The sequence below is a fragment of the Solwaraspora sp. WMMD937 genome, assembly GCF_029581175.1.
In the GTDB taxonomy this organism is placed as follows: domain Bacteria; phylum Actinomycetota; class Actinomycetes; order Mycobacteriales; family Micromonosporaceae; genus Micromonospora_E.
Genome location: NZ_CP120738.1, coordinates 2,333,109 through 2,356,940 on the forward strand (window position 1 = coordinate 2,333,109; position 23,832 = coordinate 2,356,940).

At 68.0% G+C, this 23,832-nt stretch carries 12 protein-coding genes and 2 pseudogenes; 5 read left to right on the plus strand and 9 right to left on the minus strand.

What is annotated here, in order from left to right; translation table 11 throughout:
- Positions 1–515: 515 nt before the first annotated feature.
- Complete coding sequence (locus O7621_RS10115) at positions 516–647, minus strand: hypothetical protein (RefSeq protein WP_282233720.1); 132 nt, start codon at positions 645–647, stop codon at positions 516–518.
- A gap of 126 nt (positions 648–773) precedes the next feature.
- Between O7621_RS10115 and O7621_RS10120 the strand changes: the two genes are divergently transcribed.
- Positions 774–962 (plus strand): DUF397 domain-containing protein, encoded by a 189-nt coding sequence (locus tag O7621_RS10120; protein ID WP_282233721.1) that lies wholly within the window; start codon positions 774–776, stop codon positions 960–962.
- Between the two features lie 824 nt (positions 963–1,786).
- On the opposite strand, the gene O7621_RS10125 is transcribed toward O7621_RS10120, so the two are convergent.
- The 3 genes and pseudogenes from O7621_RS10125 to O7621_RS10135 all read right to left on the minus strand — a co-directional run bounded on the left by O7621_RS10125 (position 1,787) and on the right by O7621_RS10135 (position 7,831).
- Positions 1,787–2,233 carry an SMI1/KNR4 family protein gene (locus O7621_RS10125; protein WP_282233722.1) on the minus strand — a complete coding sequence of 149 codons (447 nt, stop codon included), beginning with the start codon at positions 2,231–2,233 and terminating at the stop codon, positions 1,787–1,789.
- A gap of 3 nt (positions 2,234–2,236) precedes the next feature.
- Positions 2,237–4,525 (minus strand): annotated as a pseudogene (locus O7621_RS10130) (polymorphic toxin-type HINT domain-containing protein); the annotation flags it as partial.
- A 129-nt stretch (positions 4,526–4,654) separates the two neighbouring features.
- The gene (locus O7621_RS10135; protein ID WP_282233723.1) at positions 4,655–7,831 is read right to left on the minus strand and encodes a DNRLRE domain-containing protein; all 3,177 of its coding nucleotides are present in this window, start codon (positions 7,829–7,831) and stop codon (positions 4,655–4,657) included.
- A 436-nt stretch (positions 7,832–8,267) separates the two neighbouring features.
- Between O7621_RS10135 and O7621_RS10140 the strand changes: the two genes are divergently transcribed.
- Positions 8,268–16,091, plus strand: coding sequence for a ricin-type beta-trefoil lectin domain protein (locus O7621_RS10140; protein ID WP_282233724.1), 7,824 nt, complete (start codon positions 8,268–8,270; stop codon positions 16,089–16,091).
- Positions 16,092–16,160: 69 nt separating this feature from the next.
- Here the strand turns inward: O7621_RS10140 and O7621_RS10145 are convergent, their stop codons facing one another.
- The 3 genes from O7621_RS10145 to O7621_RS10155 all read right to left on the minus strand — a co-directional run bounded on the left by O7621_RS10145 (position 16,161) and on the right by O7621_RS10155 (position 17,800).
- Entirely contained in the window at positions 16,161–16,532 is a 372-nt protein-coding gene (locus O7621_RS10145; RefSeq protein ID WP_282233725.1) for a helix-turn-helix domain-containing protein, read from the minus strand.
- Between the two features lie 250 nt (positions 16,533–16,782).
- On the minus strand, positions 16,783–16,962 hold the full coding sequence (locus O7621_RS10150) for a DUF397 domain-containing protein (protein ID WP_282233726.1): 180 nt from the start codon (positions 16,960–16,962) through the stop codon (positions 16,783–16,785).
- Positions 16,952–17,800 (minus strand): helix-turn-helix transcriptional regulator, encoded by an 849-nt coding sequence (locus O7621_RS10155; RefSeq protein WP_282233727.1) that lies wholly within the window; start codon positions 17,798–17,800, stop codon positions 16,952–16,954. Before O7621_RS10155 ends, O7621_RS10150 begins: the two co-directional genes overlap by 11 nt.
- A gap of 230 nt (positions 17,801–18,030) precedes the next feature.
- Between O7621_RS10155 and O7621_RS10160 the strand changes: the two genes are divergently transcribed.
- Positions 18,031–18,174, plus strand: a complete 144-nt coding sequence (locus tag O7621_RS10160; protein ID WP_282233728.1) for a hypothetical protein — start codon at positions 18,031–18,033, stop codon at positions 18,172–18,174.
- Entirely contained in the window at positions 18,171–19,418 is a 1,248-nt protein-coding gene (locus O7621_RS10165) for a helix-turn-helix domain-containing protein (protein WP_282233729.1), read from the plus strand. The genes O7621_RS10160 and O7621_RS10165 overlap by 4 nt, the downstream gene beginning before the upstream one ends.
- 11 nt (positions 19,419–19,429) lie before the next feature.
- Here O7621_RS10165 and O7621_RS10170 read toward each other — a convergent pair whose 3' ends face one another.
- On the minus strand, positions 19,430–19,747 hold the full coding sequence (locus O7621_RS10170; protein WP_282233730.1) for a helix-turn-helix transcriptional regulator: 318 nt from the start codon (positions 19,745–19,747) through the stop codon (positions 19,430–19,432).
- A complete protein-coding gene (locus O7621_RS10175) occupies positions 19,744–20,106 on the minus strand; it encodes a type II toxin-antitoxin system RelE/ParE family toxin (protein ID WP_282233731.1) in 363 nt (120 codons plus the stop codon). Before O7621_RS10175 ends, O7621_RS10170 begins: the two co-directional genes overlap by 4 nt.
- A gap of 54 nt (positions 20,107–20,160) precedes the next feature.
- Here O7621_RS10175 and O7621_RS10180 point away from each other — a divergent pair.
- A pseudogene (locus O7621_RS10180) lies at positions 20,161–22,818 on the plus strand (ricin-type beta-trefoil lectin domain protein); the annotation flags it as partial.
- Positions 22,819–23,832 lie beyond the last annotated feature (1,014 nt).

Consider the following 23,832-nt stretch of genomic DNA (forward strand, 5'->3'; position numbering starts at 1 on the left):
TACCGGAATCGGCTTCGGGTCATCGCCGGACTCCGATGTGCCCAGTTGACCTCAGTCGGGTGGTGACAGGAGGGGGTGCGCGGGGTGCGTATCGGTGTGGATCAGTGTCGGGGCAGCCTGCCGGACACCAGGTCCGCGACCGTGCGTGGGAGCGACCACTACGGGTGAAGGGTCGATGCGGTGGCAGTCAGCGGGGACGGGATCAGGCGCTTGTTGGCCGAGGCGGGCTGGCAGCCTGAGCAGTCGGGACGATCCTGGACCTACGCGCCGCCGAGGCGTACGCCAACAACCGCGCCGTCACCGACACCCGACGTGCGCTCGACAGCGCCTTCGACCGGCTCACCGACGGACGTCCGGAACACGGCGACCCCGACTGGGCGTACTGGATCAACGAAGCCCAGGCCCACGCCCAGGCCGGCTACTGCTACGTCAAACTCGAAGACTGGACCCGCGCCCGCGAACACCTCCGAGCCGCGCTACGACTCCAGGACGACGAGTACAGCCGCGAAGGAGCACTACGCAACGCCCTGCTCGCCACCACCTACGTCCGGCAGGACCAACCCGAACTGGACAAGGCACTCGCCCTCGGCGACCAGGCCGTCCAGACCCTCACCGGGCAGGTCACCTCCGCCAGGTGCATCAAACACGTCCGCAACCTCGTCGGCGCACTCGGCCCCTACCGGCGCACCCCCGCCGTCCGCCGATTCTGCAACGACACCAAAGACCTCATCGCCACGTGAGTAGGCCAGCAGCCATCAGACGAGGGAGCGAGCATGGAACGTAACACCTGGCGCACGTCGAGCCGGTCCGGCAGCAACGGCCAGTGCGTCGAGGTCCGCGACCGGGGCGCCCAGATCGACGTACGCGACTCCAAAGCCCCCGCCGCCGGGACGCTGACCTTCGCTCCCGCCGCCTGGACCACCTTCACCACCACCATCAAGACCCACGGCGCCCGCCCGTAACCCCTGGCTCCCCCCTGCTCGTGGCGACTCTCCACACGGGCCGCCACGAGCGCACCAACTGTGTCAGTCACGGCCGATGATGGTTACCGAATCGGGGATGCGGGATGGGCCGACGGATTTGCCTGACTCTGCTTGGTTTCGCGCTGACGTCGTCGGCGGACGAGTGGAACATCGCCTATCAGCCGTCGGACGTCACCTTCGCCACCGGCCGGCCACGGTCCGGTGAGGTCGTCGACCACTTGGACACCATTACCGCGAGCCTGCGGCGGATGGACGACCACCTCGGCAGCGGCCAGACGCTCGGCCTGGTCTGTCAGCACCTGGCGACCGTGGTCGAGGTGCTACGCGAGCGCCGGTACACCGACTCGGTGGGGCGGCGGCTACACGGCACTGCCGGTGAGTTGATGCGCCTCGCGGGTTGGCTGTCGTTCGACGACGGAAACCACAGCCAGGCGCAACAGTTCTGGATCGCGGGCCTCTACCAGGCCCACGCCGCCGGTGACCGTGGCCTCGGCGCGAACATCCTCGGCTTCATGTCCTACCAAGCAGCGGACCTCGGCCAATTCTGGCAGTCGATCACCCTCGTCGAACCTTGTCCAACCCCTGCGCCGACGGCGGTAGATTCGAATTTTCGGTGTCTGACCCACGCCGCAACTCGGCGTTCTCCGCCTCTAGCACTACAATCCGGGCATCCCACTGCGCGACAGCCTTCTCCAACGCCACGAGCCGCTCCACGATGGAAGGGACGTCGGGCGCCCGGACATCCTGCCCAACAACCCCGCCAGATCAAACCAGCCCGAACCGGCAAACCTGATTGGCTACGCTCATTTTACCCCAGGCTCGTCTGCGTAGTGCGAGTTGAGGAATGCGGTAAAGGAGGACCAGGTGCGCAATGGATTTGGATCACCCTCCGCGCAAAGTACGACTTCGGGGTCAGGCGTAAGCGTGTCCGACATCCAATACACGAGATAGCCCTGATGCATCCCGAATACGATCGCCCCATCGGGAAGAGAATTGGTCCCGGAATTCTCATCGAAGAACTCATCCGCCCACTCCTTCATTCGGAGGATGGTCGGAAAGAATGCGTCCGTTCCTCTGAGTATCCGACCCGCCCGCACCCCCATGTGGGAAAGAAACTCTACATACGCTGACGGAAGCTCCGAAAGGTTCCATGCCTCCCGAATTTTTGATATTTGCTCTGCCGTTATTCCAAGTACGCCGCCAGGCTCCTCGATGCGAATTAACTCCGCCAACCTTCCAACTTCGTACATCACTCAGTCCTGCCCCGTCGAGATACGGATGCTAATTCCAGGAAATCTCATTTTAAACTGACCAATCACATCTTCGCAACTAGGGCAAACTATCCGTTCCGAGTAGAGCTGGACAGTTCCGGTAGATGTTGGGCTGAGGCCGATCGCGAGATCCTCAAGAAGAAAGACTTCGGAGTCATATGCTCTAGACGGGTTGGGCGGCGTGAACTGCCTTGCGCTAGGCATGGACACCTCCCCAGGGTTGACGTGTCGACCGCTAGTCGCGATACCGACTGTCGACGCTTGCCCATCGATCTGAGACCGCATAACGGCAATGTTCTTACTTTCCCGAACACCCAGTCCCCCATTCCCGTTGACCCGATGGTCTGCCGCAATTTTTGCCAGACCGCAGTTGTGTACGAGTACGGGGGTTGCGTCGGCCACCACATGATACGTGTGGACGTGGCTGATGGTGAGGTTGTGGACGGTGGCGTGTGGGACGGTCCTGCGGTGGATTGCGGTGATTTGGACCCAGGTGCCGGTGCTGGTGTGGAGCCATTGGCCGGCCTGCAGGTCGGTGGCGTCGATCCACTGGTCGAGTTCGGGGACCCAGAAGGGGTGTCCGTCGGTGGCGGTGACCTGGGCGGTCTCCGGGCCGTGTTGGCCGTCGGTGTCGATGGTGATGGTGATGAGGTGTTTGATGCCGTCGCCGGTGATGGTGGTGGTGACGGTCTCGATGCTGGTGGTGCCGGTTTCGGGGTCGGTGGCGATGGCCTTGTCACCGGGCTTGACCTGCTCGATCGGCGTGGTGGTGCCGTCGGCCATCAGGACCTTGGTGCCGGGGGTGAAGCTGTTGTTCAGCGGGCAGCTGTCGGCGGGTTTGTCTCCTCCGCCGGTGGTGCCGCCGTTGGAGCGGGTGCTGGCGCCGGTGTTGCCGCCGGGTTTGGATGTGGCCTTGCCGCTCCCGTCTCCTGCGCTGGTCCGGCCGCCGCCTCCGCTGCTGGTGGAGGCTTTGGGGTTGGTTTTGGCCTGGGCCTGTTTCTGGACGGGGTTGCCGGTCTTCTTCGACGCGTTGACAGCTTTGTTGCTGGTGGTGTTGGCCTTGTCGGCGGCTTTCTTCGCGGCGGCCTGCGCGGCGCGTTTCGCCCGCTCGGCCGCCGCCTTCTTCGCGTTCAACGCGACGGTCTCGGCGGCGCGGGCCGCCCGCAGCACCGCCTGGGCTGCCGTTTTCGCTTTCTGCCAGGCCCTGATCGCGGAGAAGGTGCGTTCGACGGCCTTGACGATCCTGCCGAACGCTTTGAACAGTTTGAGGGCGGGCACGAACTCGGTGACCAGGTCGACGCAGGACCACACGTCGCCGCCGAAGCAGCCCAACGCGGCGTTGAGGCCGATGAACTCCTTCAACACGTCCCAGGCCACCGACAGGATGACCGACGTCATCGACCGGCCCGCGGCCGACCGGGCCTGGGCGACCTGCGCGGTGGACAGACCCGCACCGGCCAACGCCGCCGCCCGCTCCGACGCGGTCAGGCTGATCGACAGACCCGACGGGTCGGCGTGGGTGACCGGATTGTTGTGCGCGTACGCGTACCCGTTGGACTGCAACGGGTCCGCCACATCGAGGACCGGGTCGGCGGACAGGAACCGGCCCACCACCGGGTCGTACAGGCGGGCCCCCAACGGGGTGTAGCCGGACGCCTCGTCCGGTGTCGCGCCGAGGAACCCGGCCCGGGTCTTCAGATTCGTGGCCAGCACGTCGACCGCGCGGGGGTTACCGAACGGATCCCGCTTCAGGATCCGTACCGGCATCCCCGACAGGGTCGAACCGACCTCCGCGTACGGGCTGCCCTGATGATCGGCCGCGACCGCCGCCAACTGGACCGACGCCGACCCGTAGGCGTACCGCAGCATGCCGCCACCCGGCACCGCGTAGCTGCGCTGACTGTTGACGTTCACCCCACCAGCGGCCACCGTGACCACCGCGTCGGCCAGGTGCAGCGTCGCCCGCCGGTCCTGCACGGTCAGCAACCGCGCCCCGTCCGGACCGTAGACGTGCCGGGTCTCGTCCTGCGCCGACCACACCTGACCGGTCGCGGCAGCATCACACACGGCCAACACGACCGGCGTCGAGTTGGCGGTCGCACCACCATCGACCGCCAGACACAGACCGGACCCGGTGTGCCGCAACTGCCCGGCCGCCGTACGGGTCAACCGCTGCGCCGCGGTGCCGTCACAGCGCCGCAACTGCACCAGCGACCCGGCCGTGTCCCCGTCCGGCTGGACACACCAGTCGTCGTACACCCGCAACGTGCCCGGGCCGGTGCCCGCGCCGCCGGCTACGCCATGCGCCGTGCTCGAACGGCTGCGACTACTGCTGCGCCCGGATCCCTATCAACGGCTCGACTTGCAAATCGGCGACGGACGTCGACGACGCGGCGGCGGTCAGCCGAGCCCCTTGGCGCCCGGATAGGCCGTGTCCGAAAGAACCTGCACGGCGTCGCCCGCGACGGAGGTGGAGGGGTGGTACACCCGCAGTTGCCCGTCCGACGTCCACCGGGCCCACATGTCGGGTATGCCGTCGCCGTTGAGGTCGGGGACGCCGATCACCAGGTCGACACTCGCGGCCGACCAGCCGGTGCCGAAGGAGACGTCACCGTCGCGGGAGTTTATGGCCAACTTCAACGAGTGCAGATCGACGCTACCAGCGACGGTGCCAGGTAGGCCGTGCCGCACAGACATTCTGCCGTTGTCCAAGTCGCGCCACAGTAGGTCCGGGGTGCCGTCCTGATCGATGTCGGCCACGTTGACGATCTCCCGCCGGGCCCAGGCGGTGCCCTCCATCAGGGTCGCCTGCTGGAAGCTCGCCCCGGTGTAGCCGCTCAACGTCCAGAATGCGGTGCCGGCCCGCAGGACCAGGTCGGGGTGACTGTCCCCGGTGATGTCCCCGACGGCCTTGAGCTGGGTCCAGGTGGCCGGGTCCGGCGCTCCAGCCGGCAACCGCACCCGGATCCGGTCGTCGACGTCGAAGCTGCCGTACCCGTCGCCGGGGTAGATCCAGAAGCCGCCGTCGGGGGTGCGGACGAACAGGTCGGTGATGCCGTCGCCGGGGAAGGCGTCGCCGTTCTTGGTGAGCAGCGCAACCTGGGAGGTCGCCGGGTCGTACCAGTGCCCAGCCGGGTCGAGCTGGCCATCGGCGCTGTACGACGCCGCAAGGGATTCGTACAGCGCTCCGTCGGTGTCGCTGGGATAGGTCCGCAGGTTGCCGTCGGCGTCGATGATCGTCAGGTCGGGTCGTCCGTCGCCTCCGGTGTCGCCCGGCCCGTCGGCGGTGTCGCGAGGCGGTACGTAGAAGGTGTGGTCGGTACGGGCGCTCCGGTTGCCGGCCGCGTCGTACGCGTACACCTGCAGGGTGGTCGGGCCGGAGTGTCGGGGTCGCAGGTCGGGCACGGTCGCCGTGCCGGAGTTGGCGGTCACGTATGTCAGCTCACGCCCGCCGAGCGCGTAGCTGAACTGGGCGGCGTCGGCGGCGGTGAAGGTGACCGGACCGGTCTGGCCGAACTTCACCGTTGCCCAGGTCGCTCCGTCCGGGCTGGCGGCCAGGAACACGTCGCTGGTGACGGCCGGAGCCGGTGGCGCGCTGGCGTCGATCGTGATCCGGCAGGGTTGGTCGCCGGGCGGGAAGTACCACGACGTCGCGCCGTCGGTGTCCTCGGACCGGACGTCCCAGGAGTAGGTGACGCCATCCACCAGGCTGGTGGCGGGGATCGTCACGCTGCCCCGGCCGCTGCTCAGGCTGGTGACGAGGGTACCGGCGGGTACCGTACCGCCGGTGGGCCAGAAGCGGAAGCGCAGCCCGCGCAGGTTTCCGTCCGGGTCCGAGCCGGTGGCGGCCAGCACCAGGTTGGTCCGGGCGACGAGGGTGCCGCCGCCGGGCCCGGGGGCACAGTTTCCGCCGGGTGTGACGGTGCCGGCGGTTGGTTCGTTGGGGCTACGGTTGTAGACCACGGTCAGCTCGGTCGCGCTGACCTGGAACTTGCGCCAGGTGTGGGTGTCGTCCTCATCGGTGGCTCGCATGACGAAGGTGATCTGGGACCACCCGTTGGTCGCGCCGGCCTGGGCCCCCTGCCGCACGTCGAAGCTGACGTACGCGTCGGCGCACTGGTTGCTGTAGCCGTGCGCGAACGACCGACGCTGCTGCTCGGAGATCCAGTCCGGCTGCTTCTTCCAGGTGGTGCCGGAGGAGATCGCACCGGTGAGCCACAGCCGCATCTCCCGGGCCTCGCAGCTCCACGAATGGTTGTTCAGCAGCCGCAGGCTGGCTGAACTGACCGTCGCGCCCTCGATGCTGCTGTTGAAGCCCATCCGCCAGAAGGTACGGGCGCGCAGCGGCGTCTCCTCCTCGTAGCCGACCCGAGCGACGGTGGTGCCGTTGTTGAAGTTGGTGCCGTTCCAGGTGTTGGTGTACGGGTGCTGGCTGTAGATGGTCGCCCACGCCTGGGTGGTGCTGCGCATCGTCGGATCGAGGAAGATCGGGAACCGGACCTCGGCGTCGTCCAGCAGACCGCTGGCCGCCGCGTCCAGCCGCAGTCGCGCCTCACCGGTGCCGTCGCCGTCGAGCGTGCTGGGCAGCTGGCCGATCTTGGAGCCCGGCTCGGCACCGCTGAGGCCGGACAGGCGCAGCACGTCGGTCGTGGTGGCCACCGAGGTACGCGGTGGCGCGTCGGGGTCGTCCGTGTTGCGCCCGGAGGAGTCCCAGCCGAACGGGGTGGGGATGGAGCTGATCTCCTGGTCGTCGGCCGGGTCGAGGATCCGGACCCCGCCGGTGACCGGATCGTGCTGGAAGACAGCGGTCGACGACCGCAGGCCGTAGTTGATCTGGCGGACCGAGTCCACCGTGGCCGCGTCGGGCGTCTTGACGATCAGTAGTTGGGCGACGCCGCCGTCGTCGCGTACCACCATCAGCAGGTCGACGCCGGGCAGCACGTCGGGGTAGAGCGCCCGGGGGCCGTCGAGCACCGGCTCGGGTAGCGGCCCGGGCCAGGTGTACGTGATGGTGTGACCGTCGAGGTCCAGCTCGGCCAGCACCCGGTCAGTGGTGTCGGTGGTCTGGTTGTCTGCTGCCGCGTACCGGTCGGCGGCCGCTCCGCCGCTGGAGAAGCGGACCGGTGCCGGGGCGTTGACCGGCCGTACGCCGAGACCGTCGGCGTCGTCGGCAACCCGGCTGCGGCCGGCTCCGTCGGCCCGGCCCTGGTCGGCCGCACCGGTGCGGGTGAGGGTGGTGTCGAGTTCCGCCCACTGCCCGGTGGCGTCGCGGGCCCGCTGTGCGATGGCGTGGCTGGTGGTACGCAGTTGCCCGTCCGGTCTGGCCCACGTGAGTGAGGTGGCGGTCGTCGCGGTGTCGATCAGCACCTCCTTACCGGTGCGGCGGGCCTGGGCCAGGGCCGCTGAGTCGTCGAGCGGGCCGGCCGATGGTGCCGGGTCCGGCGCGGCGAGTCGGTCGATGGTGGACCGCAGCCAGGGCAGCGTCGCGGCGACGAGCGCGACCACCAGCAGACCGACGGTCAGGGTGAGCCTGGTGCGCGTACGCGTGAATGGGCTGAGCAGGCGAGGCGCGGTCACTGCGGTCTACTCCCGTGGGACCCGGTGGGCAGGGACGATGTGGACACCACTGCGCCCGCTCGGCGGCCACGGGGCAGAAGTCCGCACACGATCGCACGGACACCACTGTCGACGCGCCCCTCTTTAACGTTATTAACCTGTTATATCCCACTGGTGCGCATCGCCACCCGCGCCGGAATACGAGTCTTTGTCAGCTTTTGCTAGTGGCAACTCATCCATGTATTGCGATTTCAAGATCTCTACGCCTTGTGTGCAGATTGCCACCACAGGTCGTGATTGACCAGTGACGCAGTTCACTCAGATCCCTGCCGTCAACCTGCCGCTCACTTGAGTGTCAGATCAACTTGACGCAGAGTGCTCACGACCGTGCCCCACACCCGGCGTGTGCTCTCGCGGTCCGTCCGCACCTTCTCTTCGCGCCTGGGAGTCGACGCGCATGCGTGGAACCGGTCCACAGTCCTGGCAGCTGGACCGCCGAGCCGCCGGTGACCGAACCGCCCGTACCGGAGCACGCCGGCTCGGCCGACGGCTTGCCAGCCGGGGCGGCACGCTCCTGCTGACGGCGGTCATGGTGGTGACGGTCCTGCCCGCGCAGGCATGGGCGATACCCGGCCCGGGAATGAGCCGCGAAGCGATCGAGGTCGACCTGCCGGACATCCCGGACGCCGAACGGGTCGGCCAGGACGAGTCAGCCGAATCCGACCTGACCACTGCCGACGAAGTACCGGTGGTGCCGTACGAACCGCAGGCAGTCACCCCGTGGGAGTCCGGCGACGGCACCGTGGACCTCACCGGTGTGGCCGCTGGTGAGACGCTGCCGGTCGACGACCTGCCGGTCGCGCTCGGCGTACCGTCCGATGGCGACCCGGCCGATCTCGCCGGCAGCTGGGCCGTCGGCCTCGCCGCCCCCGAGGCGTCCCAGGCCGCCGGCGTCGCCGGCCTGATCATGAAGATCACCCCGCCGGCCACCGCCGACCCGGCCGCCGAGGTCGCGCTGACCGTCGACTACACCACCTTCGCCGACCTGTACGGGCCGCAGGCCGCCGACCGGTTCGGCTTCCTGCTGCTGCCCGAATGCGTCTACGACGCCCCGGACAGTGGCGACTGCGCCACCGCCGACGGCAGCACCGGCCGCAGCGCCGGACCACAGGCCGGCGGTGCCGGCATCACCGGGACCGGCGAGTTCACCCCGGCACCGAGCCAGGTCTCGGTGGCGTCGACCCGGCGCGTGGTCCGCGGCACCGTCCCGGTCAGCGCGCTGCTGGCGGGCGAGCCCGCAGCAGGCCGGGCCACCACGTCCGCCACGTCGTCGAGTGTGGTCGGCGTACTGGACACCGGCGCGTCAGCGGCCGGCGACTACACCGCCACCCCGCTGCTCTCCTCCGGCTCCTGGGCGGCCGGTTCCTCCTCCGGCGCGTTCACCTACGGCTACCAGGTGCAGGTGCCGGAGACCTCCGGCGGGCTGATGCCGCAGGTCAACCTGTCGTACTCGTCGCAGTCGGTGGACGGGCGGACCTCGGCCACCAACAACCAGGCATCCTGGATCGGCGACGGCTGGGACTACGCCGCCGGGTCGATCACCCGCAGCTACGCCAACTGCCGGCAGGACTCGAAGAAGGCCGGCTCCAACAACGCCAGCCACCGCACCGGTGACCTGTGCTGGGGGTCGAACAACGCCACCCTGTCGCTGGGCGGGATGACCACCGAACTTGTCCTCGACGACGACGAGCAAACCTGGATCACCGCCAACGGCGACGGCTCCAAGGTGCAGCTACTCAAGGACTCCGGGCTGGCCAACGGCGACGCCGACGGCGAGTACTGGGTGGTCACCACCCGCGACGGCACCCGGCACTGGTTCGGTCGGCACCGGCTGCCCGGCTGGTCGTCCGGCGACCCGGTGACCAACTCGGTGCTCACCGCCCCCGTCTACGGCAACCACCCGGGTGAACCCTGCTACCAGGTCGGCAACTGGGCCGGGTCGGCCTGCACCCAGGCGTGGCGCTGGTCCCTCGACTACGTCGAGGACGTCCACGGCAACGCGATGAGCCTGTGGTGGGCGAAGGAGACCAACTACTACGCCCGCAACTTCAACTTCAAGGACCCGGTCCGCTACGACCGGGGCGGCTACCTGACCCGGATCGACTACGGCCAGCGCGCCGACAGCGTCTACTCGGCCGCGCCGCTGGCCCGGGTCTCCTTCACCGTCGCCGAACGCTGCTTCGCTGAAGGCTCGCTGACCTGCACCGAAGCCAACTTCACCAGCACCGACCCGAGCAACTACCGGATCTGGTACGACACCCCGGCCGACCTGCACTGCACCGCTGGGCAGAAGTGCTGGAACGCCTCCCCGGCGTTCTTCACCCGCAAACGACTGGACCGGATCACCACCTCAGCGCAGCGGCAGCCCGGCTCCACCGCACTGCAGACCGTCGACGAATACCGGCTCAAGCAGTCCTTCCCGATCCTGCGGACCGGGCTCAACACGGCACTGTGGCTGGAGTCGGTCACCCGCACCGGCTACGGCCGCAGCGGGAACCCCGACGACAAGATCGCCCTCAACGCGGTGCGGTTCGAAGCCAACCCCGACGACATGCCCAACCGGGTACGCCGCGACGACCGGCCCAACTTCTCCCGGCTGCGCATCGGCCGGGTCATCAACGAGTACGGCGGCGAAACGATCGTCACGTACAAGCAGCCGACCGGGGCCTGCGACACCGGCACCGGCCTGCCCGGCAAGAACGACACCGCCGCGTTGAAGGCCAACACCCGGCTCTGCTATCCGTCCTACTGGCACCCCGACCCGGCAGTCGAGGACATCGACTGGTTCCACAAGTACGTCGTCGACACCGTCGAGGAACTGCCCGCCGTCGACGGTGCCTACCCCACCGTCACCCGGTACTCCTACGCCGACGCCGGCTGGAAACTCGCCGAGCAGGAGTTCACCAAGAAGTCCACCCGCACCTACTCGCGGTTCGCCGGCTTCGGCCAGGTCACCGTGATCACCGGCGACGACGACCCGGCCATCGGCAGCCGCCGGAGCAAGTCCGTCACCCGGTACTTCCGCGGCCTGGGCGACACCGTCGACGTCCACGACATCGACGGCGTGTTGATCGCCTCCGACGCCGAGCCGTTCGCCGGCCGGATCGCCGAGGAACTCACCTACACCAGCGCCGACGATGCCGACACGGCGTGGCTGACCCGCAGCGTCACCGTGCCCGCCGCCACCGAACTCGCCCGGCGGAACCGCGACGACGGACTCAGCCCGCTACGCGCCTGGCGGGTCACCGAACCCCGGCAGATCACGTACACCCGATCCTCCGGGACCGGCGACGACACCCGCACCCAACGGGTCGTCGAAGCCCGCACCACCTACGAGGCGACGTACGGGCTGCCCACGCATGTCGAGTCCCGAGGCGACACCGGCCGACCCGGCGACGAGTCCTGCACGTACGTCGACTACCTGCACCGGGCCGACCAGCACGTCATCGGGATGACCAGCCAGCTGCGGACCAGCCCGACGCTGTGCGCGGACGCCGACTTCGACGACCTGACCACCCTCAGCTCGGCCAGCCGGGTCGGCTACGACGGCCAGCCGTACGGCACCGCCCTCGCCGCGTCGACCCGGGCCCTGGTCACCGGCTCCTGGTCGTTGAAGGCCGACGGGTCCGGTTTCCAGAGCGACGGCACCGTCGCCTTCGACGCGATCGGCCGGGTGGTGTCCCGCACCGATCCGGACGGTAGGACCTCGACGACCACCTTCGAACCGGCCACCGGGCAGGCCTACGAGGTCGTCGAACGCAACTCGCTCGGCCACGAACAGACCGTCGAGGTCGACCCGGGTCGCGGTGTCGCCGTACGCAGCACCGACCCGAACGGGCACGTCAGCCAGTCGACCTACGACCCGCTCGGCCGGCTCGTCGAAGTCTGGGCGCCCGGACGGACCCCGACCGCCGGCGCGGTCCCGGACTTCAGCGCCGAATACCACCTGCCGGCCGGCAAACCGCCGTACGTGGTCACCCGCAGCCGCGGCCACGGAAACCGGGTCGAAACCGCCGTCACCCTCTACGACGGGCTCGGCCGGGAACGGCAGAGCCAGCAGGAAGCCGTCGGCGGCGGCCGGCTGATCAGCGACACGCTCTACAACACCTCCGGTGAGGTGTGGCAGACCAACAACGCCTACTACGCCGAGGGCGCACCGAGCGGCGGGCTGTTCACCCCGCTCGCCGACACCGCCGTGCCCAACGCCACCCGCTACACCTACGACGGTCTCGGCCGGGTCGTCACCGAGATGCCGGTGCTGCGCGGCACGGAAGCACCGGAGCGGGCAACCCGCTACGAGTACGGCACCGACCACTCCGCCGTGATCAACCCGGCTGGCTCGCCGTCGTACCGGACCTACTCGGACGCCATCGGCCGCACCGTCCGGGTCGACACGTTCACCGACGCCGCGCGCACCGAGTTCACCACCATGCGGTACAGCTACCACCCGCGCGGCCAGCTGGCGTCGGCCACCCACTCCGCCGACCCGGACCGCCCGTGGACCTGGAGCTACGACCAGCGCGGCCGGCTCGTCACCGCCAACGACCCGGACTCCGGCAGCACAACGCTGACGTACGACCACCGGGACCGGCCGCTGACCTCGACGAACGCGCGTGGCGTGACGGTGTGGAACGGTTACGACGAACTGTCCCGGCCGACGCAGCAGCGGCTCGACGGGCCGGGCGGGACGTTGCTGGCCGAGTACAGCTACGACACCGCGCCCGGTGGCATCGGGCTGCCGGCGGCCGCGACCCGCTACACCGACGGGTTGGCGTACACACAGCAGGTCGGTGGTTACACCGACGACTACCAGCCGACGTCGACGACGTTGACGTTGCCCCAGTCGGTCGCCGACATGTGGGGTCTGGCGGCGTCGTACACGTACGGCTACGCGTACACCGACACCGGGCTGCCGGCATCGGTCGATCTGCCGGCGGTCGGTCGGATGCCGGCCGAGCAGGTGCTGGTCCGGTACACGGCTGACGGGTTGCCGCTGTCGGTGTCCGGGCAGGACTGGTACGGCGCGGAGACGGTCTACTCGCCGTACGGGCAGGTTCTCCGGTCGACGTTGGGCGCGCAGCCGCACCGGGTGTGGACGACGGCGTCGTACGACGACGCCAGTGGCGCGTTGACCGATCAGCGGGTGTTCCGGGAGCAGACCGGTGATCAGGCGATCGTCGGCGGGAACCTGGTGTCGCACCGGTCGTACGGCTACGACCCGGCCGGTAACGTCACCGCGATCCGGGAGCACGCGGCCGGCATTCAGGAGCGGCAGTGTTTCGGCTACGACCCGCTGGGCCAGCTGACCGAGGCGTGGACGGCGGCCGACCAGACCTCGTGCGCGGTGGCGCCGGCTGCCGCGTCGGTGGCGTCCGGTCCGGACGGGGCCGGCTACTGGCAGGAGTACTCCTACGACCTGCTCGGTAACCGGTCGGAGCTGGTGGAGAAGGACCTCGGTGGTGACACCGGGAAGGACGCGACGACGACGTACGGCTACGGCGGCGCGGACGGGTCGCAGCCGCGCACGTTGACGTCGGTCCGTAAGGACTATGTGACGCCGGCGGGTGCGCAGGTGACGGCCGAAGCCGAGCGGTTGTACGAGGCGACCGGTGAGACGCGGTCGGTGCGGTCGGTGTCTTCCGGTGACGTGCAGGAGCTGACCTGGACCTACGACGGTCAGGTGGAGCGGATCGCCGGTCAGGGCGATGGTGGCGGGACCGCCTACGTGGGTGTGGTGGGTAAGTGCCTGGACCTGCAGGCGGGGTTCGCGGTTGCCGGTCAGCAGGTGCAGTTGTACGAGTGCAACGGTACGACGGCGCAGCGGTGGTCGTTCACGGTGGTGGACGGGCAGCCGGATGCCGATCTGGGCACGTTGCGGGTGTACGACGACTGGTGTGTCCAGCCGGACGGGGACACGACCGGGTCGGCGGTCCAGCTGCGTGCGTGTGACGGCACCGCGGCGCAGCGGTTGACCCGTACGGCGGCCGGGCAGTTGCGGCACACCGGGTCCGGTCTGTGTCTGGCGGTCGATGGTGGTGCGACCGCCAACTCGACGCCGGTCGTGTTGGCCGTGTGTGATGCTGCCGCGACCGGTCAGGTGTGGTCGGCGCAGGACGAGACCCGGCACGTCTACGGTCCGGACGGGGCGCGGTTGCTGACCGTGCAGGACCGGCGGGCGACGCTGCACCTGGCCGACGCGGTGGTCACGGTGGCCGCTGGTGGGGTGAACGTCAACAGTCAGCGCAGCTACGCGGTGCCGGGTGGCGGCATGCTGCGGTACGCCTACGGGTCGGCGTCGGTCCAGTTGGCGGCGGTCGCGGCCGATCATCAGGGCAGCCCGTACGCGGAGGTCGGTTCGACCCTGTCGGGGATGCCGGTACGGATCCTGAAGCGGGATCCGTTCGGTAACCCCCGCGCGGTCGACGTGCTGGCCACGAATCTGAAGACCCGGGCCGGGTTCCTCGGCGCGACACCGGACGAGGCGTCCGGCTACACCCCGTTGGGTGCCCGCCTGTACGACCCGGTGGTGGGCCGGTTCCTGTCCGCCGACCCGGTCCTCGATGTGGCGGACCCGTTGCAGTCCAACGGGTACGCGTACGCGCACAACAACCCGGTCACCCACGCCGACCCGTCGGGTCTGTCGATCAGCCTGACCGCGTCGGAGCGGGCGGCGGCGTTGGCCGGTGCGGGTCTGTCCACCGCGCAGGTCGCCCAGGCCCAGTCGGCCGCGGGCCGGTCCATGACGTCGGTCATCCTGTCGGTGGCCTGGGACGTGCTCAAGGAGTTCATCGGCCTCAACGCCGCGCTGGGCTGCTTCGGCGGCGACGTGTGGTCCTGCGTCGACCTGATCACCGAGTTCGTACCCGCCCTCAAACTGTTCAAAGCGTTCGGCAGGATCGTCAAGGCCGTCGAACGCACCTTCTCCGCGATCAGGGCCTGGCAGAAAGCGAAAGCCGCCGCCCAGGCGGTGCTGCGGGCGGCCCGCGCCGCCGAGACCGTCGCGTTGAACGCGAAGAAGGCGGCCGCCGAGCGGGCGAAACGCGCCGCGCAGGCCGCCGCGAAGAAAGCCGCCGACAAGGCCAACACCACCAGCAACAAAGCTGTCAACGCGTCGAAGAAGACCGGCAACCCCGCCCAGAAACAAGCCCAGGCCAAAACCAACCCCAAAGCCTCCACCAGCAGCGGAGGCGGCGGCCGGACCAGCGGAGGAGACGGGGGCGGCAAGGCCACATCCAAACCCGGCGGCAACACCGGCGCCAGCTCACGCTCCAACGGCGGATCCAGCGGCGGAGGAGACAAACCCGCCGACAGCTGCCCGCTGAACAACAGCTTCACCCCCGGCACCAAGGTCCTGATGGCCGACGGCACCACCACGCCGATCGAGCAGGTCAAGCCCGGTGACAAGGTCATCGCCACCGACCCCGAAACCGGCACCACCAGCATCGAGACCGTCACCGCCACCATCACCGGCGACGGCATCAAACACCTCGTCACCATCACCATCGACACCGACGGCCAGCACGACGACGAGGGCGGCGACCCAGACACCACCAACGGCCACAGCGACCCCGGTGTCGCCCAGATCACCGCCACCGACGGACACCCCTTCTGGGTCCCCGAACTCGACGAGTGGATCGACGCTACCCACCTCCAACCCGGCCAATGGCTCCAGACGAGCTCCGGCACCTGGGTCCAGATCACCGCCATCCACCGCCGGACCGTCCCACACACCACCGTCCACAACCTCACCATCAGCCGCGTCCACACGTACCATGTAGTAGCCGGCAACACACCGGTCCTCGTGCACAACTGCGGCAGCGAGGAGGGCGAAGGTCCAGCTAGGCTGTGGCATGTAGGTGAAGGTGGAGCCGACAGTGACCAGCAGGCCCGGATTCCGGAGAGTTCCTGGACGACGTCTGGCGGGAATCTTACGCCTGGAGAAGAGTACGTGTTTGTAGTTATGCCGGATTGGTCGGTTCGAGCAATCGGGTATAGCGCTCACGACGAGGTTGGTCACACAAGTGCATCCCAGCGGAAGCCGGTTATTATGGCGGGCGAATTTACCGTAGGGCGAGACGGGAATATTGTCAAATATGGCAACTTCTCCGGCCACTATTGGCCAGGTGGATCGATCCTTAAAAGTATCGCACAAAGGGCTTTGACTTCAAGTGGTTTTGATGTGAGTGGTGCAAAGTGGGTGCAGTACAAGCCGCCGCGGTAGCATCTGCGTGGACGGTATGTTCGAGTTGATCTGAAGAGGCCGGGGCATCGGGGCATCACTCGAATGATTTCACTCCTCCTCGGTAGTCTGTGGGGTATGTGCGCTCATTTTGCCGGTGATCTCAATGAGTTGTTCTACCTGTGCGGGACTCAGGTGGCTTACGGCAGCGATAAGGCGACCGATCTCGTCGGCTGCGGGGTGCGGTGCTGGTAGATCAGATTTCGACTCCACCGGCACGCCAGAAATGACGATGAGGTCAGCTAGGGGAATTTGCAGGGCGAGGGAAACCCTCCGGAGAAAATCCAAGTTAGGGACCGTTCTGCCGGAGAGCAACTGATGGATTGTGGACCGGGCGCATCCCGATGCGTAGCTGAGAGCCTTCGGCGAAAGACGACGGTTCTCCATCAGGCCCTGCAGTATGCGGGGGAACTCGGGGGTCATGCCATGATCTTACGGTCCCAGCCGAGTCCACACATCGACTGCAGGCGCGCTGTTGAAGAGAAGCCAGCGTCCGAGTGTTGTGGCGAGTCGGCCGTCGACCCAGCCCGACGTCGTGGGCCCAAGGCCTTCGGTGTCCATGTTCCTGGTCGCGATTCGTGATCGTGGGTCGGGCGGCGGCGCGAGGTAGGGCAAGCCGTGCTCGTGCCGGCCCCGAAGGGGTGGCGAGCCGGCACGAACGCTGGCGGGTTTCTTACGGATTGGTTTTTAGGGTGGTGGTGAAGGTGGTCCAGGCGGCGGGGGCGAAGGTCAGCGTGCCGGCGGCGGGGGCTTTGGAGTCGCGTACATCGATTTGGGTGCCCCGGTCGCGGACCTCGACGCACTGGCCGTTGCTGCCGGATCGGCTCGACGTGCGCCAGGCGTTACGTTCCATCCTCGCTCAGCTCCTTGATCAGCTTGACCGACTCGGCGGGCGACATCGCCAGCATCCTCAGATTGTCGTACGCCGCCGAGATCCGCGCCAGGTCGCGGGTCGACTCAAGGAACAGCTCACCGGCCAGGGTCTCGATGTAGCCGAGTGGTGGATCGTCCCGCTCGAAGCTGAGCAGCGCGAAGCCGCTGCTGTCGGCCAGGTGTGCGCCGGCTTCGAAGCGCAACACCTGGATCGTGACGTTGGGCAACTCGCTGAGCGTGACCAGGTGGGAGAGTTGGTCACGGAGTACATCCGGGCCGCCGACCTCGGTGCGCAGTGCCGCCTCGGACAGGACGGCGTGCAGCCGCAGCGGGGTCGGTTGCCGGTGCAGCACCTCCTGTCGGGTCATCCGGGTGGCGACGCGCTGGTTGACCGTGTCCGGGTCGACCTCCCGGCCGATGATGTTGACCGCACGGGCGTAGCGCTCGGTCTGGAGTAGACCAGGCACCAGCGTCGGCTCGTAGTTCTTCAGCTCGACGGCTTCGGTCTCGTAGGCGATGTACGTCGCGTACTTGCCGCCGACGCGCTGCCACCAGCCGTCCTCGCGCAGGTCGCGGGCCTGGGCCAGCAGCGACGAGCCGGGCTCGGCGTCGAGCGGGACGCCGTAGGCGACGAGCAGCTCCATGACATCACCGGCACGTGGCTTGATCTCGCCGGACTCGATCCGGCTGATCCGCGACGACGAGCAGCGGACCGACTTCGCGACTTCCTCGCCGGTCAGTCCCTTGGCTTCGCGGAGCTTGCGTAGATCGCGGCCGAGTCGCCGGGAGCGTGGAGTGGCAGGGGCAAATCGAGGCATGGCCATGATTCTGCACGACCGTTGCTCATCTGTCTGCCCCTAAGGACATGCTTCTATTCATTGATCATGAACGTAGTCTTGCCATGCATCAAGTGATGCTGCAATCTGTAGTCGATACGCCACGAATCAGCCCCGCAGGGTGTGTCGCTGCGGCAACGCGGCGACCCGTCGGGGGTCGGGGCGTGGCAACGCTCCGGCCCGCCGGCCCCCGCCAGAAGGTGAGAGTGCTTGTGATCGCCAGACTGCTACCGATAGTGTTCGCCGGTCTGATGCCCGGCTTCCTCCTCGGCCTGTTCGCGTTCCGGGTCAAGTCCCGGTGGTGCCCCCGCTGCGGCGAGACCACCGAGGAGATCCACCGGAGCATGCACCGATGACCGCGCCCGGCCGCCACCGCATCGCCGAACTGCCCATCGGTCGGCGGATCGCCCAACTCCGCACCCGGCGTGGCCTGACCCAGCAGGTCTTCGCGGACCGGATCGGCAAATCCCACTCCTGGGTCGACAAGGTCGAACGCGGCATCCGCTCCCTCGACCGCATCTCCGTCGTCCACACCGTCGCCGCCGTCCTCGGCGTCACCCCCGAAACCATCCTCGGCCCCACCACGACCAGCCGACCCGAACCCACCACCAACACCACGGCCGCCGCCGTCGAACACCTCCGCGCCGCCCTCGCCCGCTACGACACCCCCACCCCCGACCAACCCACACCGCCCGTCGACGACCTGCACCACCGCATCCAGTACGCCCACACCGCCTACCAGCACGCCCACTACCCACAACTGCTCCGCATGCTGCCCGACCTGCTCACCCGCACCCGCCACACGACTGCCCACTTCGATGCCCCGTCCGACACCGCCGGGTATCTACTCACCCGCGTTTACCGGCTCACCGCACACCTACTCACCAAACTCGACGAACCCCACCTCGCCTGGCTCGCAGCCGACCGCGCCATCGCCACCGCCAACGGCCACCCCCGACACACCGCCGCAGCCGCCATCGCCCTCACCCAGGCACTCCGCGCTCTGCACCGACCCACCCTCGCCACGCGAGCCGCGCTCACCGCCGTACCACTCATCACGCCGGCCACGACCGACCACCCGGCACCCGACGACCACGCCATCGCAGGCACCCTGCTGATCGAAGCCGCCCTCGCCGCCGCCACCGGCAACGACCCCACCACCGCCCACCAGCTCACCGACCACGCCGACACACTCGCCGCCACCATCAGCCACCACCAGCGGCACCCCGACCACGGCGACACCACCACCGCCTTCGGGCCGACCGCGGTCACGCTCGCCCGCGCCCACCTCGCCACCACCCTCGGCGACCCGCACCAGGCCATCACCCACCACCAGCACGCCACCGCCGGTCACGGCTGGCGGGAGCTACCCGCCGAACACCGCGCCGCCCACCTCATCGACATCACCCGCGCCCACCTCGACACCGGCAACCCCACCGCCGCCGCCCGCGCCATCATCACCGCCGACCAGATCGCCCCCGCCGAAACCCGCACCCGACCCACCGCCCACACCGCCGTCGCCACGCTCCTACAGACCGCACCCACCCCCGACCTGACCCGCCTCGCCACCACCATCGGCCTCACCACGCTGACGCGGTGATGGGGTGCAGGTCAGGCGATCGCGGCGATGTCGCCGTCGTCGAAGTAGATGGCCTGGTGAAGCCGGCCACCGAGCGCGGCGGCGTAGCGGGCGACGACATCCTGCCCGGAGATTTTGCCCTGTTCGATCTGGGAAACTCGACCCTTGGTAACGCCCATCCGGTCGGCGACCTGTTGCTGGGTCAGGCCTCGGGCCTTGCGTACCTCGGCGAGGCGGTGTCCGACGATGGTGGCCAGCAGTTCCCGCTTGCCGGCCTCGACCGCTTCCTCGCCGCCGGCCCGTTCGACGTAGGCGCTCCGGACGTCGCTCCAGCGCGTGTAGCCCATCACGGTTCCCCTTCCTGCTCGGCGCGTTCTTTCAGGTAGATCTCGTAGCGGTGTTCGGCCAGTGGGATGGCGTCGGTGTACCACTCGTTCCACCGGCCGGTTTTGTCGCCGGCGACGAGCAGGATGCTGGAACGCCAAGGGTCGAAGGCGAACAGGATCCGTACGGTTCCTGGACGTAGCTCCTTGAGGTTCGCGATCGACGAGCCCTGGATCGTGTCTACCAGGGGTCTGCCCAAACCAGGTCCGGCGGCGGCGAGCAGGTCGATCGCGTGGACGACGCGGTCGTAGGCCGCTGGATCGAGACTGTCGATCCAGTCACGGACCTCGTCGACGACGTAGATGTCCCACTCGCCAGCTGCCACCCGCCGAGTATAGCGAAAGGTAAACAAGGAGGGGTGGTCTGCCGTGCGGGGCAGGCCGGTGGCGCGTTGACCGATCAGCGGGTGTTCCGGGAGCGGACCGGTGATCAGGCGATCGTCGGTGGGAACCTGGTGTCGCACCGGTCGTACGGCTACGACCCGGCCGGTAACGTCACCGCGATCCGGGAGCACGCGGCCGGCATTCAGGAGCGGCAGTGTTTCGGCTATGACCCGCTGGGCCAGCTGACCGGGGCGTGGACGGCGGCCGACCAGACCTCGTGCGCGGTGGCGCCGGCTGCCGCGTCGGTGGCGTCCGGTCCGGACGGGGCCGGCTACTGGCAGGAGTACTCCTACGACCTGCTCGGTAACCGGTCGGAGCTGGTGGAGAAGGACCTCGGTGGTGACACCGGGAAGGACGCGACGACGACGTACGGCTACGGCGGCGCGGACGGGTCGCAGCCGCGCACGTTGACGTCGGTCCGTAAGGACTATGTGACGCCGGCGGGTGCGCAGGTGACGGCCGAAGCCGAGCGGTTGTACGAGGCGACCGGTGAGACGCGGTCGGTGCGGTCGGTGTCTTCCGGTGATGTGCAGGAGCTGACCTGGACCTACGACGGTCAGGTGGAGCGGATCGCCGGTCAGGGCGGTGGTGGCGGGACCGCCTACGTGGGTGTGGTGGGTAAGTGCCTGGACCTGCAGGCGGGGTTCGCGGTTGCCGGTCAGCAGGTGCAGTTGTACGAGTGCAACGGTACGACGGCGCAGCGGTGGTCGTTCACGGTGGTGGACGGGCAGCCGGATGCCGATCTGGGCACGTTGCGGGTGTACGACGACTGGTGTGTCCAGCCGGACGGGGACACGGCCGGGTCGCTGGTGCAGTTGCGTGTGTGTGACGGCACCGCGGCGCAGCGGTTGACCCGTACGGCGGCCGGGCAGTTGCGGCACACCGGGTCCGGTCTGTGTCTGGCGGTCGATGGTGGTGCGACCGCCAACTCGACGCCGGTCGTGTTGGCCGTGTGTGATGCTGCCGCGACCGGTCAGGTGTGGTCGGCGCAGGACGAGACCCGGCACGTCTACGGTCCGGACGGGGCGCGGTTGCTGACCGTGCAGGACCGGCGGGCGACGCTGCACCTGGCCGACGCGGTGGTCACGGTGGCCGCTGGTGGGGTGAACGTCAACAGTCAGCGCAGCTACGCGGTGCCGGGTGGCGGCATGCTGCGGTACGCCTACGGGTCGGCGTCGGTCCAGTTGGCGGCGGTCGCGGCCGATCATCAGGGCAGCCCGTACGCGGAGGTCGGTTCGACCCTGTCGGGGATGCCGGTACGGGTCCTGAAGCGGGATCCGTTCGGTAACCCCCGCGCGGTCGACGTGTTGGCCACGAATCTGAAGACCCGGGCCGGGTTCCTGGGCGCGACTGCGGATGAGGCGTCCGGCTACACCCCGTTGGGTGCCCGCCTGTACGACCCGGTGGTGGGCCGGTTCCTGTCCGCCGACCCGGTCCTCGATGTGGCGGACCCGTTGCAGTCCAACGGGTACGCGTACGCGCACAACAACCCGGTCACCCACGCCGACCCGTCGGGTCTGTCGATCAGCCTGACCGCGTCGGAGCGGGCGGCGGCGTTGGCCGGTGCGGGTCTGTCCACCGCGCAGGTCGCCCAGGCCCAGTCGGCCGCGGGCCGGTCCATGACGTCGGTCATCCTGTCGGTGGCCTGGGACGTGCTCAAGGAGTTCATCGGCCTCAACGCCGCGCTGGGCTGCTTCGGCGGCGACGTGTGGTCCTGCGTCGACCTGATCACCGAGTTCGTACCCGCCCTCAAACTGTTCAAAGCGTTCGGCAGGATCGTCAAGGCCGTCGAACGCACCTTCTCCGCGATCAGGGCCTGGCAGAAAGCGAAAGCCGCCGCCCAGGCGGTGCTGCGGGCGGCCCGCGCCGCCGAGACCGTCGCGTTGAACGCGAAGAAGGCGGCCGCCGAGCGGGCGAAACGTGCCGCGCAGGCCGCCGCGAAGAAAGCCGCCGACAAGGCCAACACCACCAGCAACAAAGCTGTCAACGCGTCGAAGAAGACCGGCAACCCCGCCCAGAAACAAGCCCAGGCCAAAACCAACCCCAAAGCCTCCACCAGCAGCGGAGGCGGCGGCCGGACCAGCGCAGGAGACGGGAGCGGCAAGGCCACATCCAAACCCGGCGGCAACACCGGCGCCAGCACCCGCTCCAACGGCGGCACCACCGGCGGAGGCGGCAAGCCCGCCGACAGCTGCCCGCTGAACAACAGCTTCACCCCCGGCACCAAGGTCCTGATGGCCGACGGCACCACCACGCCGATCGAGCAGGTCAAGCCCGGTGACAAGGTCATCGCCACCGACCCCGAAACCGGCACCACCAGCATCGAGACCGTCACCACCACCATCACCGGCGACGGCATCAAACACCTCATCACCATCACCATCGACACCGACGGCCAACACGGCCCGGAGACCGCCCAGATCACCGCCACCGACGGACACCCCTTCTGGGTCCCCGAACTCAACCAGTGGATCGACGCCACCCACCTCCAACCCGGCCAATGGCTCCACACCAGCACCGGCACCTGGGTCCAGATCACCGCAATCCAACGCTGGACCGTCCCACACGCCACCGTCCACAACCTCACCATCAGCCACGTCCACACCTACCATGTAGTAGCCGGCAACACGCCGGTCCTCGTACACAACTGCGGCAATGGAGTGGTTGGCAATAGTAAATCGAGTGACCTGCCATTCGAGCAGATGGCAGCCGATTTCGAGGGGGTCTCCGCAATTGCGGCTGGCTCTGCCGAGTTTTCACAGGCAGCCGCAGGTGGTGGTAGGTATCTCTGGACGGTGGGGGAGGGGGGAAGCCTCAACATTGTTAGCGACTTGCCTGGAATTCACCATACAATTTCCAGTGGTGGATCCCCAGTTGTTGGTGCTGGGCAAATTGCATTTGCAAGTGGCGGCAGGGTTACATCTTTCGACAACTACACGGGTCACTATACGCCGCCCTGTGCTCAATGTGCCGCATCGTTCATCAATCAAGGGGTAAATGCCTTCGGTCAAGCTGGCATCAGGATACCACTCGCAACTATCCGTGACTTCGGCGGGAGGGCGCCGTAAATGACAGTAGAGTCGGATCTTCGTGAAATGCGAGCTGCGCCTGAAGGGGGGCTAGCTGCCTGGGTCTCCAGTCGCTTCCCTGAGGGCACCTCGCCGCAGTGGTGGCTATCGATCTTCGAGTCCCTAGAGGCCAGCGCCCATCCCCTCCGGGACGTAACCCCAGCCCGACGCACAGACGATCTCAACCTCGCCGCAGAGGCCATCCTGCTGGCTGTTGATCGGGGGGCTGTAAGGGCTGCGACTGGTGCATACTGGATGCTCAGAATCGCAGCGCTCGCCTTTCGGCTCAAACCTCCGATTTCCGGGCTCCCGCAAATTCTTACACCGGATGCTTCTGCCGAGTGGGCTCTGCGGCAGCTTCCTCTCACGCGTGAACGTGCAATCGCGGAATCCGAAAAACGGAGGACCGATTACCTCAACGCGGGCGAGGGATTTTACGCGCCTGTTTGTGGTGGGGCGATAATGCCGATTGAGGTGAAGTTTCCCGGATTGCAAGATGTGGAGCTGATCCTGTCTGCTCTGCCGTGGGTACTATCTCGCGTCGAAGATGAAGGGGTTAGAAGGGAAATTCGCTCTTGGCTGGAAATTGGGGGAGTCTTG

Excerpts from the sequence above, each read along its gene's own strand:
- O7621_RS10150 (WP_282233726.1), bottom strand. The coding sequence starts at position 16,962 with ATGGAACGTAACGCCTGGCGCACGTCGAGCCGATCCGGCAGCAACGGC.
- O7621_RS10165 (WP_282233729.1), top strand. The coding sequence starts at position 18,171 with ATGACCGCGCCCGGCCGCCACCGCATCGCCGAACTGCCCATCGGTCGG.
- O7621_RS10125 (WP_282233722.1), bottom strand. The coding sequence starts at position 2,233 with ATGTACGAAGTTGGAAGGTTGGCGGAGTTAATTCGCATCGAGGAGCCT.
- O7621_RS10140 (WP_282233724.1), top strand. The coding sequence starts at position 8,268 with ATGCGTGGAACCGGTCCACAGTCCTGGCAGCTGGACCGCCGAGCCGCC.
- O7621_RS10155 (WP_282233727.1), bottom strand. The coding sequence starts at position 17,800 with ATGCCTCGATTTGCCCCTGCCACTCCACGCTCCCGGCGACTCGGCCGC.
- O7621_RS10145 (WP_282233725.1), bottom strand. The coding sequence starts at position 16,532 with ATGACCCCCGAGTTCCCCCGCATACTGCAGGGCCTGATGGAGAACCGT.
- O7621_RS10120 (WP_282233721.1), top strand. The coding sequence starts at position 774 with ATGGAACGTAACACCTGGCGCACGTCGAGCCGGTCCGGCAGCAACGGC.